We start from the raw sequence: 14,147 nt of genomic DNA on the forward strand, positions 1-14,147 counted from the left end.
GACGACTCCGGCCGTGGAGCCGCCTGTACAGGGCGCGCTCTACGGCCGGGTCATGCACGCCACCGGCACGGCCGCGCCACGGGCAGGGGTCAGGGGGTGGTGATGATGGAGCGGTCGAGGTCGGGCTCCAGGTAGATGAGACGGGCGTGCGGCACCTTGTTGCGGACCCGCTGCTCCGCATCGTTTATGGCCTGGGCCACCTCGTCCAGCGGCAGCTGCGGCTCCAGCGCGATCTTCGCCGCGACCAGCAGCTCCTCCGGGCCGATGTACTGGGTCTTGATGTGGATGACCCGCTGCACCTTCCCGGCCGCGAGCTCGTCACAGATGATGTCCAGGTCGGCGTCCGAGGCGCCCTCACCGATCAGCAGCGACTTCATCTCGATGATCAGGATGACCGCGATGATGCCCAGCAGCACGCCGATGGCGATGGTGCCGAGCGCGTCGAACACCGCGTCACCGGTCAGTGTGGTGAGGCCGACGCCGAGCAGCGCCAGCACCAGACCGAGCAGCGCGCCGGCGTCCTCCAGCAGCACGACCGGCAGCTCCGGCGTGCGGGACTGGCGGATGAAGCCCCACCAGCTGACGTCGCCCTTGATCTTCTTCGACTCGGTGATCGCGGTGATGAAGCTGTAGGTCTCCAGGCCGATCGCCACGACGAGGATCGCGACGGCGACGATCGGGCTGTCCAGCTCGGACGGGTGCTGCAGCTTGTGGATGCCCTCGTACAGCGCGAAGACCGAGCCGAGGCTGAACAGCATCAGGGCGACCACGAACGACCAGAAGTACCGGTCGCGGCCGAAGCCGAACGGGTGCAGCCTGGTGGCCTTGCGCTGAGCCGTCTTCTGGCCGAGCAGCAGCAGGCCCTGGTTGGAGGTGTCCGCGACCGAGTGCACTGCCTCGGCGAGCATCGATGACGACCCGGTGATCGCGAAGCCGATGAACTTGGCCACCGCGATACCCGCGTTCGCCGCCAACGCCGCGATGATGGCCTTGGTCCCGCCCCCTGCTGACACGCCTGTCTCCTCGCAACCAGTCCTGGCCAAAGCACGTCCGCTTTGTCCGGTCGTGAACCTTAGTCGTTCCCTGCCGTGGCGCGGAAAAGTTGAGCGGATTCAACACCATCCGGTCGGACGATCACCGCTGGGTCGGACGCGGGCAGCCACACGGACTCGCCGCGCGCCAACCGGACCTCGTCCCCGCGGGCGTTGGAGAGCACCGCCGCGCCGGACGTGCAGATCAGGATCTGCGGGCCGTCGTGGTTGATCCGCGCCTCACCGGTGAGGTCCAGGCGCGACAGCTCGAACTCCGGCGCGGGCGTGCGGTACACGCGGACACCCGGCGCGACTTCCTCACCGGTCGACACCGGCATGTCGCCGCACGTGAAGTCCAGCACGCGCAACAACTCCGGCACGTCGACGTGCTTCGGGGTGAGGCCGCAACGCAGGACGTTGTCCGAGTTCGCCAGGATCTCGATGCCGGTGCCGCGCAGGTACGCGTGCAGGTTGCCGGCGGGCAGGTGGATGGCCTCGCCGGGCTGCAGCACGATGCGGTTGAGCAGCAACGCGGCCAGCACGCCCGCGTCGCCGGGATAGGACTCGCCGAGCTCCAGGACCGTGCGGCATTCCAGGTCGAACTCGCCGTGCTCCTTCACGTGCAGCACGCACGCGTCGAGAACCTGCGGCAGCAACGTCGACAGCGAGGTCTGCGGCAGCGTGATCAGCATCGTGAACAACGCGCGCAGGCCCGACGAGTCCGGTTGCGCGACCAGCATCTCGGTGTACGGCGACAACGCGGGCGCGTCCAGCGTGCGCAGCAGCGAGACGGTCCGAGACGGCTCGCGGAACCCGGCGAGAGCGTGGAACTCGGTCAGCGCGCAGATCAGTTCGGGCTTGGCGGCCGGGTCCTTGTAGTTGCGGACCGCGGCGTCGCGCGGCACACCGGCGCGTTCCTCTGCGGCGAAACCCTCCGCCGCCTGGGCAGCGGACGGATGTGCCTGCAGGCTCAGGGCTTCCTCGGCGGCGAGCACCTTGAGCAGGAACGGAAGCCTGCTGCCCCACCGCTCGGAGACGCGCGTGCCCAGCTGGCCGTCGGGGTCTGCCGACAGCAGGTCGAGCAACGAGCGCTGCACGCCGTCCGCGCCGGTCACGCGGGACGGGTCGCCGGGATGGGCGCCCATCCACAGCTCTGCCTCGGGATGGGGTGCGGGCACCTCCTTCCCGAGCAGCTCGGCGATGGCCGTGCGCGAGCCCCACGCGTACGGCCTTACCGCGTTGTGCAGCAGGTCCACTTCTGAGTCAGCTCCCAAATCAGTACGGGTTGCCACCGAGAGTTCCGGCGGCGAGCCCGAGATACAGCGCGGCCAGTTCGAAGCGGAGCGCGAGCAGCGCGGCGCTGACCGCGTCGCCTCCCGCCACCTCGACGGCCGGTTCCAAGACGTCGGCTCCCGGCAGAGCGTCCTCGGCGGCGTGCCGCACAGCATCGGCCACCGGGCCCTGGCGCACGGCCAGCAACAGCACGCGCACGAGCCCGCTGCCCGGCTCGTCGTCCGGGTCTGCGAAGAGATCCGCACCGGAAGTGCCCTGCACCGCGCGGCGGTGCAGCACCGGGCGGGTCAGCGCCTGCGGATACCCGGCGACGTCGCAGGCTACCCCGGCGAACGCGGCGAGCACGCCGGCCCCGTGCACGCCCACCGACGTGGCGACCTCGTCGAGGCCCCACAGCAGCGGCGTGCGGTCGGCGACGCGCAGCGCCAGCGACTTCGCCGGGTTCACGAACGACTCGTGCATCGGGTGGTCGCGCTCGGCCTCGCGGTCGAGCTCGTCCGCGATGAGGCCGACGTCCACCTTGAGCAGGCCCAGCGAGTTCAGCACCACGAGCCACGCGGCGAGCGCGCGGGGGAAGCTGAAGCCGGGCGGCACGTCGACGCGGGGAGCCAGCAGCACGGCCTGGCCGGCAGCGGCGGCAGCGATCGGGCCGGAGTCCGGCGCCGTCAGCAGAGTCCGCGCGCCACGGCGGGAAGCGCGGTCGATCGACTCGGCCAGCACCCGGTCGCCGGGGTCCTCGGTGTGCGCGAGCACCACGTCGAGAGCGCCGACCCACGGCGGCACCTCGTCGGCGACCACGACCGGGACCGAGCAGCCAGGACCGAGCAACGCCATGACGACGCCCGCGACCGTGACCGCGTGGCCAGGCCTGGTGACCAGCACGACCGCGCGCGGGCGTTCGGAGAAGATCCGCTCCACCCCCGCCTCGGCCGCGGCCTCGGCGGTGGAACGGACCTGTGCCCCCGCCCGCGCGGCGGCGCGCAGCCAGCCACCGGTGTCGGCGTCGGCGAGGCGGCTCGGGTCGTCGAGCAGCGTGTCGTCGAGCACGGGATCACTCAGCCGACGGCGGCTCGACCGCCTCGTCCAGCAGCAGTACCGGGATGCCGTCGCGCACCGGGAACGAACGGCCGCACGCGGTGCACGTGAGGAAGTCCGCCTCCGGGTCTTCAGCGGTCCCGAGCTGCAGCGGCGCGTGCTCAGGGCACGGGCAGGCGAGGATCTCCAGCAACTGCTCTTCGAGCTTGACGGCCACGTTGTTCTCCTCAGGCCCGCACGATCGCGAGGACCTCGTCGCTGAGCGCGGCGACGGCCTCGGGCGTGGCGGCTTCGACGTTCAGGCGCAGCAGCGGCTCGGTGTTCGAGGCCCGCAGGTTGAACCACGACCCGTCCGCCAGCTGCACGGTGAGACCGTCCAGCTCGTCGATCGTGACGCCGTCCTTCGACCCGTACGCGTCCTTGATCGCGGCGATCCGGCCGGCCTGGTCGGCCACCGTGGAGTTGATCTCACCGGAAGCCGCGTAGCGGTTGTAGACCTCGGTCAGCTTCGACAGCGGACCGTCCTGCTCACCGAGCGCGGCCAGCACGTGCAGCGCGGCCAGCATGCCGGTGTCGGCACGCCAGAAGTCGCGGAAGTAGTAGTGCGCCGAGTGCTCGCCGCCGAAGATGGCGCCGGTCTTGGCCATCTCCTCCTTGATGAACGAGTGGCCGACGCGCGTGCGCACGGGCTTGCCGCCGTGCTCCTTGACGATCTCCGGCACGGCGTGCGAGGTGATCAGGTTGTGGATGATCGTGCCGCCGGGGTCCTTGGCGAGCTCGCGCACCGCGACCAGCGCCGTGATCGCGGACGGGCTGACCGGGTCGCCGTTCTCGTCGACCACGAAGCAGCGGTCCGCGTCGCCGTCGAACGCGACACCGGCGTCCGCGCCCTCGGCCTTCGTGCGGGCCTGGAGGTCGACGATGTTCTTGGGGTCGAGCGGGTTCGCCTCGTGGTTCGGGAAGCTGCCGTCGAGCTCGAAGTACATGGGCACGACCTCGATGGGCAGGCCCTCGAAGACCTGCGGCACCGTGTAGCCGCCCATGCCGTTGCCCGCGTCCACGACGATCTTCAGTGGACGGATGTTCTTCAGGTCGACCAGGTTGTTGAGGTACGCCGCGTAGTCGACGAGCATGTTGCGCTCTTCGAACGTGCCGGGCTCGACACCCTCGGCGTCCGGGACCTGGTTCTCGGCGTCCTGGCGGATCTGCGCGAGACCGGTGTCCTGACCGACCGGCGAGGCGCCCGCGCGGCAGAGCTTGATGCCGTTGTACTGCGCGGGGTTGTGGCTCGCGGTGAACATGGCACCCGGCAGGTCCAGCTTGCCGGACGCGAAGTACAGCATGTCCGTGCTGGCCAGGCCGATGCTGATGACGTTCACGCCCTGCGCCTGGGCACCCTCGGCGAACGCCCTGCTGAGCCCCGGCGAGGAGTCGCGCATGTCATGACCGATCACAATGGCCGGTCCGCCGACCAGGCGGGCGAAGGCCGCGCCGAAGTCGCGGACCACACCGGCGTCCAGCTGTTCGCCGACCACCCCGCGGATGTCGTACGCCTTGACGATGCCGGACAGGTCACGCACGCCGCACACTCCCGAAACTCGCTCTTGACGGCTACTGCACGGCAGCCTACCGGCGAGCGGATCTGCGACGCGTGTGGTCGCTCAGTCCTCGTGCGGATCCGGCAATACCCGCAGGTGACCGCGCCTCTGAGTGCCCAACGGCACATCCGGCACCTTCGGACTCACATCAGCCCGCCCAGCCTCACGCACGGCCTCGGCCAGGGCCGTCAGGTCGTCCACAGTGGGCTCGGGCGCCGCGAACTCACCCTGATGCCTCACGACCTCCCACCCACGCGGCGCCGTGAGCCGCAACGCGTGCTCCTCGCACAAGTCGTAGCTGTGCGGTTCGGAGTACGTGGCGAGCGGTCCGACGACTGCGGTGGAGTCCGCATAGGCGTAGGTGAGCGTGGCGACAGCCGGGTTAGCACACCCGGTTCGCGAGCACCGTCTCACGCTCCGCACGATCGGGGACGATAGCGCGTCCACGCGAGCCTGTGTGTGAGGCACGCTGTGTTTGCTCGCTCGGCACAGCAACTAGGCTGCTCGGTTGTGGTGATGGCACGAGGTTCACGTCGACAGGACTCGCCCCGCCGGCGCAACCGAGACCGGCACGGCCGAGGCCTGCGCGGCCCTCTTTATCCCGCCACGCTGCCGGCCGCCCGCTCCCGGGCCGAACGCTTCGACGCCCTGGTCATCGAGGCGCTGGAGCCCATCGAGGCCCGCTGGCGCACCGAGCTCACCCAGCTCGACGTGGCCGTGGACGACGTCCCGGACGTCCAGGTGGAGGGTGAGGACGGCGTGGTCGAGGACGGCAACGTCCCGCTCGCCCGCCTGCTGCCGACCGGGTCCGACAACCGAGCCCGAATCGTGCTCTACCGCCGCCCTCTGGAAGCGCGGGCGAAGGACGGCGCCGACCTGGCCGACCTGGTGCACGACGTCCTCGTGGAACAGGTGGCGAACTACCTGGGCCTGGACCCGGACGTGGTCGACGAGGGCTGAAACCCCTCTCACACACGCCAGAACGGCGACCTCACGCCCGACGGCGAGACGGAATCGCCGTCAGCACCGTGAACAGCGCCGCCGCAGCCTGAGCCAGCAACAGGAAGTCGCGGAGCGTCGTCGACATCTCCGCCCGAACCTCGGCCGCGTCTCCGGGCAACGGCACCCCGACCAAGTGCCCCCAAGCCCGCACGACCGGCACCTGCACCCCATCCACAGAAACAACCCACCCGGGCTCGTCCTCAGCGGCCAGAACGAGCACGCGCCCATCCCCACCAGCAGAAACCCGAACCGCCACCTCAGGCAACGACACGTTCACCGGCGCAATCCCAGCAGCAGCCAGCTCAGCCGGCGGCTCTCCACCGGTACGAGCCCGGCGAGCCAGGTCCGGACCGAGCAACACCCCGGTGTCCGCAGCCAACCGCAACCGCAGAACCGGCCGCCCATCAGAAGCCGCAGGCGCCACGGACACCAACTCACCACCAGCGGCCCGAACCCGCGAAGCAGCCTCCTCAGAAGGCAGCACCAGGAACGAAACCCCGGAAGACGCGGCCTGAGCCAACGCCAGCGTCACCACCGGCCCTGCCCCGTCCAGCAGCGACGAGTTCCACCGCCGCAACCGAGCCGGCGAGGAAACAGTCGGCACCAGATCGTCGTCCCCGAACGCAGGCATCCGCCCGGCCACCTGCCGGACAGGTGAGCCGAGGATCAGCACGGACCGCCCGGTCCGCTCCAGCTCAGCGGTCAACGACGACGACAGCCGCACCCCGCCATCAGCCTTCAACGGCCCGCCACGAAGATCCAGCAACCCGGCCACCCCGAGGCTGACCAACGTCACCACTCCAACGAGGTACACCGCACGCCGAACCCGAGCCTGCCCGGCGATACCCGGCGCAACACCGCGCTGACACCCGGCGAGCACCACACACACGAGCCCCCACGCCAAGATCACCAACGGTGTCCCGGGCCAGGCCTTGACCGCGGCCACCGCAGCGAGAGCGGCGATCGCCAGCACGATCACCAACAGCCCCGGCAACATCGAAGCGTTCGGCCGCAGCACAGCGGCAGCGAAAGCCGCCGCCACGAACACCGAGCACACGATCAGGTTCGGCGGAGGCGAGGAGAACGCCGCCCCGAGCCCGTTCAGGACCATCTCGGGGTGTTGCAACAACACCGCGGGCCAAGGCAACAACAACGCCATGGGCAACAACACGATGGCGAACAACGCGGCGATGCGACGAGCGCCACCGGACACCGCGATGAACCCGCCAAGAGCACCCACGATCACCACCACGTGGGTCAGCGGCGAAAACGCGCCCAGAACAGCAACCCCGAGCGCCGTGCCGGAAGCCATCGGCAACCAGGCGTGCGTGGACGACGCGCGCAACACCGCGTACACGCCGGCGAACACCACGGGCGTGACGATGTGGACGACGACGACGTCCAGCCGTCCCTCTGACACCGCTGTGGTGGCCACGGGCAGCAGTCCGTAGAACGCCGCCACCACCGCGCGCACGGACCGGCGTACGCGCATGCCCCGTGACGCGATGTAGGCGGACAACGCCGCGAGGGGGATATCTCCGAGCAACAGCAGTGCCACCGCGAACGAAGGTCCGCCGGGGATCAGGCCCAGCACGGCCAGAGCCGCGGGAGCCGGAGCCGCGGTGCCTCCGAACACCGGGTGCCAGGAGGCCAGGTAGGACGACCAGACCGAGCCAAGGGAACCCACGGGCAGCAGCCGGCCGCCGGCGAGGTCCAAGCCGAGGCGCGACCAGTTGGCGATCAGCGCGACCACCGACAGGCCCAGCACCAGCAGCACCGGCGGGGCCAGCAGCAGCGAGCGCAACACCCGTGACTGGTCGACCTCGACGAAGACCAGCTCCGGTCCGCGCGGGCCGGGTGACGGACGTGGCCGCGGTGAAGGACGCAGCGCACCCGGCAACGCGGCGTCGACCGGCACGACGATCGGAGGCCGGCGCAAACCGGCCACGCGCGGGCGGCCGCGTGAGGCGCCGGCGGGCAGCGCGGAGGGACCGACCGGGCGAGTGTCCACTTCGGATGGTTCGAGCCACGCCGAACGAGAGTCGGACGCGGGCAAACGACCCAATGCCGCGTCGGCCTCGACACGCCGTCGGATCAGGAACGCCGCGCCGGCCCGGACGGCGTTGCGCAACCGGGTCAGACGAGAGGTGAAGAGGCCCGGCACGACGGCCGAGCCCCGACGAGCGCGACGGCCTTCGAGGAGCCGGCCTCGGGTCAACAGGTAACGCGCGGCGCCCACTTCCGCGTGCGCGTCGCCGAAACGTCGGAGGAACAGGAAACCCAAAGCCCGCAGCAAAGACAGAAAGAGCAGGCGCGGGAGTCCGATCAGGAACGAGAAACCCGAGGTGTTGACCAGAAAGGTGCGCATGCCGTGCGCGCGGTCCACGCCTCGAAAAGACGGACCCGGCCGCGCCATGGCCGCATCCAAACGACGTGCGCCTTTAGTTGCGGCGCGCGCATGTCGCATGCGTGCGACCGGTACGCACAGGACCAAATGACCGGAGCGATTAGCGCGCCAGCCGAAGTCGAGATCATCGCGCAGCAGCGGCATGGCCTCGTCGTAACCGCCCAGCTGATGCCAGATCTCGCGACGGATCAACGAACCCGCGGACGAGACCGCGAGCACTTCGGTGCTCTGCTGGAACGACGCCGAATGTTCGGCGGACGAGAGGCCAGTCTGTCGATGTCCTGAAGAATCGGTCGACAAACCCGCCTCGACGACCAGACGAGAATCCACCCAATCGAGGCACAGCGGGCCCAGCACGGCAGCCGACGGCGACACCTCGGCCGCGGTGAGCAGGGCGGCCAGGCAGTCGGGTTCGGGCGCGCTGTCGTCGTGCAGCAGCCACAGCCATTTGCCGGGGTCGCCCCACCGTTCGACGGCGTGCTCCACCGCCAGACGCACCGCGGTGCCGAAACCCGTGCCACGAGGCGCCGTCAGCACGCCGTCCAGCAGATCTTCCGCCTCGGCAAGGACTTTCGCGGTGCGATCGTGGGATCCGGTGTCGACCGCGATCACATGCCTGGGGCGAATTCGCTGGCGCCGCAACGCGGACAGCGCCGTGCTGAGCCACTGGTCGCCGTCGTGGCAGACCAGGACGCACAGCACCGGCGCGGTCCGGAGCCTCGGGTGAGGACTTGTCACGTCCTCAAGTTAAGGCACAAAGATCACACTTCTGACCGCGTTAGACGGCCCGCTTCTTCAGCTTGCGGCGTTCTCTCTCCGAGAGACCGCCCCAGATGCCGAAGCGTTCGTCGTGCTGGAGTGCGTACTCAAGGCACTCCGAACGCACCTCGCAGCCCAGGCAGATGCGCTTGGCCTCCCGCGTCGAACCACCCTTTTCGGGGAAGAACGCCTCGGGATCCGTCTGCGCGCAAAGCGCGCGCTCCTGCCAGTCCTGCTCGTCGGCAGGGTCGAACAGGTACGACAGCTCGCCCTGGACTACCGGCTGCGCGACGTGATCTTCTTCGAATTCCTGCATTTCGTCCGCCTCCTCGCCTTCCGCTCTCCCCGGTTGGCGGACGCCAGACGCCGTTCCCACAACGACGAATGACACCGATGTGATTACACCTGCGTCACAGCGGGCGGTCAAGCGGAGTCCACACGTCGGGGGATATTCGCGCAGATGGCCGCAAAAACCTTGACTGGCAGCACAGACAGTGATTCAGGTGTCGCAACAGGTGCCCGAACGGCCCACCACGCCAGCCGACACGCCACACTGGTGGGGTGAAGCGATCAGCAGTGCGCCCCAGTCCACTGTTCCTCGGCCTGCTCGCGGTGACCGCCGCCGGAGCCGCACTCACCCTGCTCGAAGGTGACGTGGCCATCATCTCGGGCACCATCCTCTTCGTACTCGCCGGGTGGGCGGTAACGCTGTGCCTGCACGAGTTCGGGCACGCCGCCGTCGCGTACAAGGGCGGCGACTTCTCCGTACGCGACAAGGGTTATCTGACTCTCGACATCCGCCGTTACACCGACCCGGTGCTGAGCATCGTGCTGCCGCTGGTCCTGCTCGCGGTCGGCGGAATCCCCCTTCCGGGTGGCGCTGTGTGGATCAACCACCACGCGCTGCGGTCGAAGAAGGTCGAGTCGCTGGTCTCGCTCGCGGGACCGGCCACGAACCTCGTGATCGGCGTGCTCCTCGCGGGAATCGTCACGCTCTTCTCGCCGCCTGACGCGCTCGCCGGCGCCATTTCGTACCTGGCTTTGTTGCAGGTGTTCGCGTTCCTGCTGAACATCCTGCCGATTCCCGGCTTGGACGGCTGGGGTGTTTTGGAGCCGTTCATGTCGTACAAGGCGCAGCAGTTCGGCGCGAAGGCCCGGATGTGGGCGCCGCTGGTGCTCTTCGCCGTGCTGCTGACGTTCTCCGAGGTCAGCATGCTGTTCTTCCAGGCGGCGACCGCGATCTTCGAGGCGGTCGGCGGCGACCGCGTCGCGGCGAACTCCGGTTCGATCGTCTTCGCGTTCTGGCGCTACCTGTAGGCCCGTCGGACCCTTGTGGAAGCATGGCTTGGCGTGAAGGTCGTAGCACTGGTCGGCGGGGTCGGCGGAGCACGGTTCCTGCAGGGACTCAAGCAACTCGGGGCTGACGTCACCGCGGTGGTCAACACCGGCGATGACGTGTGGATGCACGGGTTGCGCATCACGCCCGACCTCGACACCTGCATGTACACGCTGGGCGGCGGGATCGACACGGAGCGCGGCTGGGGCCGTGCGGGCGAGTCGTGGACCGTCAAGGAGGAGCTCGCTGCGTACGGCGCCGAGCCGACCTGGTTCGGGCTCGGCGACCGCGACATGGCGACGCACCTCGTTCGCACCAGGATGCTGCGCGCCGGGTACCCGCTGTCGGCCGTCACCGAGGCGTTGTGCGACCGCTGGCAGCCGGGCGTGCGGCTGCTGCCGATGTCCGACGACCGGGTGGAGACGCACGTCGTCGTCGAGCTGGACGGCGAACCGAGGGCGATCCACTTCCAGGAGTGGTGGGTCAAGCACCGGGCGGGCATCCCGGCGCAGTCGTTCGCGTTCGTGGGCGCCGAAGCCGCGACCGCGGGGCCTGGCGTGCTGGACGCGATCGGTGAGGCGGACGCGGTGATCCTGGCCCCGTCCAACCCGGTTGTGAGCATCGGCACGATCTTGAACGTGCCCGGCGTGCGCGACGCGTTGCGCAAGACCGAGGCCGGCGTGGTGGGCCTGTCGCCGATCATTGGCGGAAAACCGTTGCGGGGCATGGCCGACGCTTGTCTGGACGCGATCGGGGTGGAGACCTCGGCCGAGGCGGTCGGGCGGCTCTACGGCTCCCGCAAGTGCTCTGAAGACGGCATTCTCGACGCGTGGCTGGTGCACACCGGTGACCGCGCGGACGTTCCAGGGGTCGCGGTTCGCGCGGTTCCGCTGCTGATGTCCGATGTGGACGCCACGGCGCAGATGGCCCGTGACGCGCTGGAACTGGCCGGAGTCGACGTTGACTGATCACGCCGCCGCGGCGCTGGAGCTGCTGCCGGTACCGGGCCTGCCGGAATTTCGCCCCGGCGACGATCTTGCCGCAGCGATCGCCGCTGCCGCACCCTGGCTGCGCGACGGCGACGTGCTGGTCGTGACGTCCAAGGTGCTGTCCAAAGTAGAGGGACGGCTCGTCCGCGTGCCCGCCGATCCGGAGGAACGCGACAGGATCCGGCGCGAGCACGTCGAGGCCGAGTCCGTGCGGGTGCTCGCCCGCAAGATGCGCACGCTGATCACCGAGAACAAGCTCGGCATCGTGCAGGCCGCGTCCGGGGTCGACGCGTCGAACGTGGCCGGCGACGAGATCGCGCTGCTCCCGGTGGATCCGGACGGGTCCGCGGCGGCGTTGCGGGGGGCTCTCAAAGCCCTGCTCGGCGTCGAGGTCGCCGTGGTGGTGACCGACACGATGGGCCGCGCGTGGCGGATCGGCCAGACCGACGCCGCGATCGGCGCGTCCGGCATCCGCGTGCTGCACGACTACGCCGGGTCGGTCGACGAGCACGGCAACGAACTGGTCGTGACCCAGGTGGCGATCGCGGACGAGATCGCGTCCGCCGCCGACCTGGTCAAGGGCAAGCTCGGGGCGGTGCCGGTGGCGGTGCTGCGCGGGTTCGAGGTGGTGGACGACGGGTCCACCGCGCGCGATCTGACCCGGCCGACCGACGAGGACCTGTTCCGGCTCGGCACCGAGGAGGCGCTGGCTCAGGGCCGCGCCGAGGCCGTGCTGATGCGGCGGTCCGTGCGGTTCTACACGTCCGAGCCGGTTGATCTCGCTGCGGTGAAGCGCGCTGTTGGCGCTGCGTTGACCGCGCCCGCTCCGCACCACACGAAGCCGTTGCGGTTCGTGCTGGTGCGCGAGAAGCGAGCCGAGCTGTTGCAGGCGATGCGGATGCAGTGGGAAGCCGATCTGCTCGGGGACGGGTTCACGGCCGAGCAGATCGCGCGCCGGGTTCGCCGCGGTGACCTGCTGGTGGAGGCGCCGGAGATCGTGGTGCCGTTCCTCGTTCGCGACGGTTCGCACAGCTACCCCGATGAGCGACGCGCCGCCGCCGAGAAGACGATGTTCACGGTCGCTGGTGGCGCCGCCGTGCAGGGCCTGCTGGTGGCGCTGGCCGCCGAGGGGCTCGGCTCGTGCTGGGTGTCGTCGACGATCTTCTGCGCGGACGTCGTGCGCGCCGTGCTGGGCGTTCCGGCCGACTGGGAACCGCTGGGCGCGGTGGCGGTCGGGCATCCGACCGAGCCGCTGACGCCGCGCGAGCCGCTGGAAGGGCTGATCGAGCTGTGACGCTGCACGACGACGCGGTCTCCACGCTGCGCCAGTTCACCGGGCAGGACGCGTTGAAGGAGGCCTACCTGGGCTTCCTGGCGGCCCGTGAGGACGCTTGCCGGCGTTCCTGCGAGCCGGGGCATCTCACGGCGTCCGCGTTGGTGCTGGACGCCACCGCGGAGCACGCGTTGCTCACGCTGCACCCGCGGGTGGGCCGGTGGCTGCAGCTCGGCGGTCACTGCGAGCCGGAGGACGTGTCGCTGGCCGCGGCGGCGTTGCGCGAGGCCACCGAGGAGTCCGGCATGCGCGGGCTGCGCATCGAACCGACGCCGATCCACCTCGACGTGCACCCGATCACGTGCTCGCTGGGCAAGCCGACGCGGCACTTCGACGTGCGGTTCCTGGTGCGGGCTCCGATGGGCGCGCAGCCGGTGCGGTCGGCCGAGTCCGTCGACCTGCAGTGGTGGCCGCTGGACTCGTTGCCGGACAACGTGGACGACCTGCACCCGCTGATCGAGTCAGCGCTGGCCCGCCTCCGCTAGAACTTGCGGTAGTCGCGCGGGGAGAACCTCGGGGCTCGTCGCGGCCGCCGCATGCCCGCCGACTCCAGGTACATCACCGCGCGGTGACGTTGCGGCTTGTACGGCTCCAGCAGCTCCATCATGGCGTCGTCACCGCTTGGCGTGCCGGTCAGCGCCCACGTGACGTTCTTCGCGACGTGGTAGTCGCCGACGCTCACCGCGTCCGGATCGCCCCACGAGCGTTGGGCCACCTCGGCGGACGTCCACACGCCGATTCCGGGTACCTTCTCGAGCAGCTCACGGCTGCGCATCTCGGCGGCCTTCTCCAGCCGGTGCGCGACCTGGGCCGCGTTGATCAACGTGCGGCGGCGGGCACCGTCGAGCCCGCACTGGTGCCACTCCCAGTCCTGCAGGCCGAGCAGGCGTTGAGGCGTCGGCGGCACCTTCAGAGGGAGTGGCCCTGGCGCAGGCTCGCCGAAGCGGCGGCCCAGCTCGCGCCACGTCCGGAACGCCTCCGTACCGGTGACCTTCTGTTCCAGGATCGAGGCGAACAGCAGGTCCCAGACCCGTCCGGTCGAGCCGAGCCTGAGGCCGGGGCGGCGCCGGCGGGCTTCCGCGATCACGTCGTGATGGGCGACGAACTCGTCCACCGGGTCGTCCGCGCCGAGCAGGGCGGGCAGGCCGTCGAGCAGCCACCCGCCGCCCTCGCCCCACGCTTCCGCTTCGATCACGTCGGTCCGTGTGATGTGCAACGTGCCTGGACCGCACGGCGTGTTCGCCGCGAACCAGATGCCGCCGTCCGTGCTGAAGGACGGATCACCTGGTCCGCGGCGCAAACCGCCCAGCACCGCACCCAGATCGAGTGGGAACGGTGGTGTCCAGGAGCGGCTAGGCATCCCG

At 69.9% G+C, this 14,147-nt stretch carries 14 protein-coding genes; 5 read left to right on the forward strand and 9 right to left on the reverse strand.

Annotated features, from left to right (window positions below; genetic code table 11):
• Positions 1-89: 89 nt before the first annotated feature.
• From ABZX92_RS22660 to ABZX92_RS22685, 6 genes are all read right to left on the reverse strand, one after another.
• Positions 90-1,013 carry a cation diffusion facilitator family transporter gene (locus ABZX92_RS22660; protein WP_355562630.1) on the reverse strand — a complete coding sequence of 308 codons (924 nt, stop codon included), beginning with the start codon at positions 1,011-1,013 and terminating at the stop codon, positions 90-92.
• Between the two features lie 59 nt (positions 1,014-1,072).
• Positions 1,073-2,287 carry a mannose-6-phosphate isomerase, class I gene (manA, locus tag ABZX92_RS22665; RefSeq protein ID WP_355562633.1) on the reverse strand — a complete coding sequence of 405 codons (1,215 nt, stop codon included), beginning with the start codon at positions 2,285-2,287 and terminating at the stop codon, positions 1,073-1,075.
• Positions 2,288-2,306: 19 nt separating this feature from the next.
• Complete coding sequence (locus ABZX92_RS22670; RefSeq protein ID WP_355562636.1) at positions 2,307-3,371, reverse strand: hypothetical protein; 1,065 nt, start codon at positions 3,369-3,371, stop codon at positions 2,307-2,309.
• A 4-nt stretch (positions 3,372-3,375) separates the two neighbouring features.
• The gene (locus ABZX92_RS22675; protein ID WP_355562638.1) at positions 3,376-3,576 is read right to left on the reverse strand and encodes a Trm112 family protein; all 201 of its coding nucleotides are present in this window, start codon (positions 3,574-3,576) and stop codon (positions 3,376-3,378) included.
• Positions 3,577-3,586: 10 nt separating this feature from the next.
• Positions 3,587-4,939 (reverse strand): phosphomannomutase/phosphoglucomutase, encoded by a 1,353-nt coding sequence (locus ABZX92_RS22680; RefSeq protein ID WP_355562641.1) that lies wholly within the window; start codon positions 4,937-4,939, stop codon positions 3,587-3,589.
• Positions 4,940-5,020: 81 nt separating this feature from the next.
• Entirely contained in the window at positions 5,021-5,380 is a 360-nt protein-coding gene (locus ABZX92_RS22685) for a DUF3499 domain-containing protein (RefSeq protein ID WP_196778186.1), read from the reverse strand.
• 93 nt (positions 5,381-5,473) lie between these two features.
• Between ABZX92_RS22685 and ABZX92_RS22690 the strand changes: the two genes are divergently transcribed.
• A complete protein-coding gene (locus ABZX92_RS22690) occupies positions 5,474-5,917 on the forward strand; it encodes a metallopeptidase family protein (RefSeq protein WP_355562741.1) in 444 nt (147 codons plus the stop codon).
• 31 nt (positions 5,918-5,948) lie between these two features.
• On the opposite strand, the gene ABZX92_RS22695 is transcribed toward ABZX92_RS22690, so the two are convergent.
• On the reverse strand, positions 5,949-9,104 hold the full coding sequence (locus tag ABZX92_RS22695) for a glycosyltransferase family 2 protein (protein WP_355562645.1): 3,156 nt from the start codon (positions 9,102-9,104) through the stop codon (positions 5,949-5,951).
• 40 nt (positions 9,105-9,144) lie between these two features.
• Positions 9,145-9,441 (reverse strand): WhiB family transcriptional regulator, encoded by a 297-nt coding sequence (locus tag ABZX92_RS22700; RefSeq protein ID WP_045315329.1) that lies wholly within the window; start codon positions 9,439-9,441, stop codon positions 9,145-9,147.
• 245 nt (positions 9,442-9,686) lie between these two features.
• On the opposite strand from ABZX92_RS22700, the gene ABZX92_RS22705 reads away from it, so the two are divergent.
• The 4 genes from ABZX92_RS22705 to ABZX92_RS22720 are packed head-to-tail and all read left to right on the forward strand — an operon-like array spanning position 9,687 to position 13,268.
• The gene (locus tag ABZX92_RS22705; RefSeq protein WP_355562648.1) at positions 9,687-10,442 is read left to right on the forward strand and encodes a site-2 protease family protein; all 756 of its coding nucleotides are present in this window, start codon (positions 9,687-9,689) and stop codon (positions 10,440-10,442) included.
• Positions 10,443-10,475: 33 nt separating this feature from the next.
• Positions 10,476-11,429, forward strand: coding sequence for a 2-phospho-L-lactate transferase (gene cofD / locus ABZX92_RS22710; RefSeq protein WP_355562650.1), 954 nt, complete (start codon positions 10,476-10,478; stop codon positions 11,427-11,429).
• Positions 11,365-12,744 carry a coenzyme F420-0:L-glutamate ligase gene (locus tag ABZX92_RS22715; protein ID WP_355562653.1) on the forward strand — a complete coding sequence of 460 codons (1,380 nt, stop codon included), beginning with the start codon at positions 11,365-11,367 and terminating at the stop codon, positions 12,742-12,744. Before cofD ends, ABZX92_RS22715 begins: the two co-directional genes overlap by 65 nt.
• A complete protein-coding gene (locus tag ABZX92_RS22720) occupies positions 12,741-13,268 on the forward strand; it encodes an NUDIX domain-containing protein (RefSeq protein ID WP_355562656.1) in 528 nt (175 codons plus the stop codon). Before ABZX92_RS22715 ends, ABZX92_RS22720 begins: the two co-directional genes overlap by 4 nt.
• On the opposite strand, the gene ABZX92_RS22725 is transcribed toward ABZX92_RS22720, so the two are convergent.
• Positions 13,265-14,143: a DNA-3-methyladenine glycosylase 2 family protein gene (locus tag ABZX92_RS22725; RefSeq protein ID WP_355562658.1), complete on the reverse strand. Its 879-nt coding sequence runs from the start codon at positions 14,141-14,143 to the stop codon at positions 13,265-13,267. The genes ABZX92_RS22720 and ABZX92_RS22725 overlap by 4 nt on opposite strands.
• Positions 14,144-14,147: the final 4 nt, after the last annotated feature.

This window comes from Lentzea sp. NPDC006480 (assembly GCF_040611995.1).
Classification (GTDB): domain Bacteria; phylum Actinomycetota; class Actinomycetes; order Mycobacteriales; family Pseudonocardiaceae; genus Lentzea.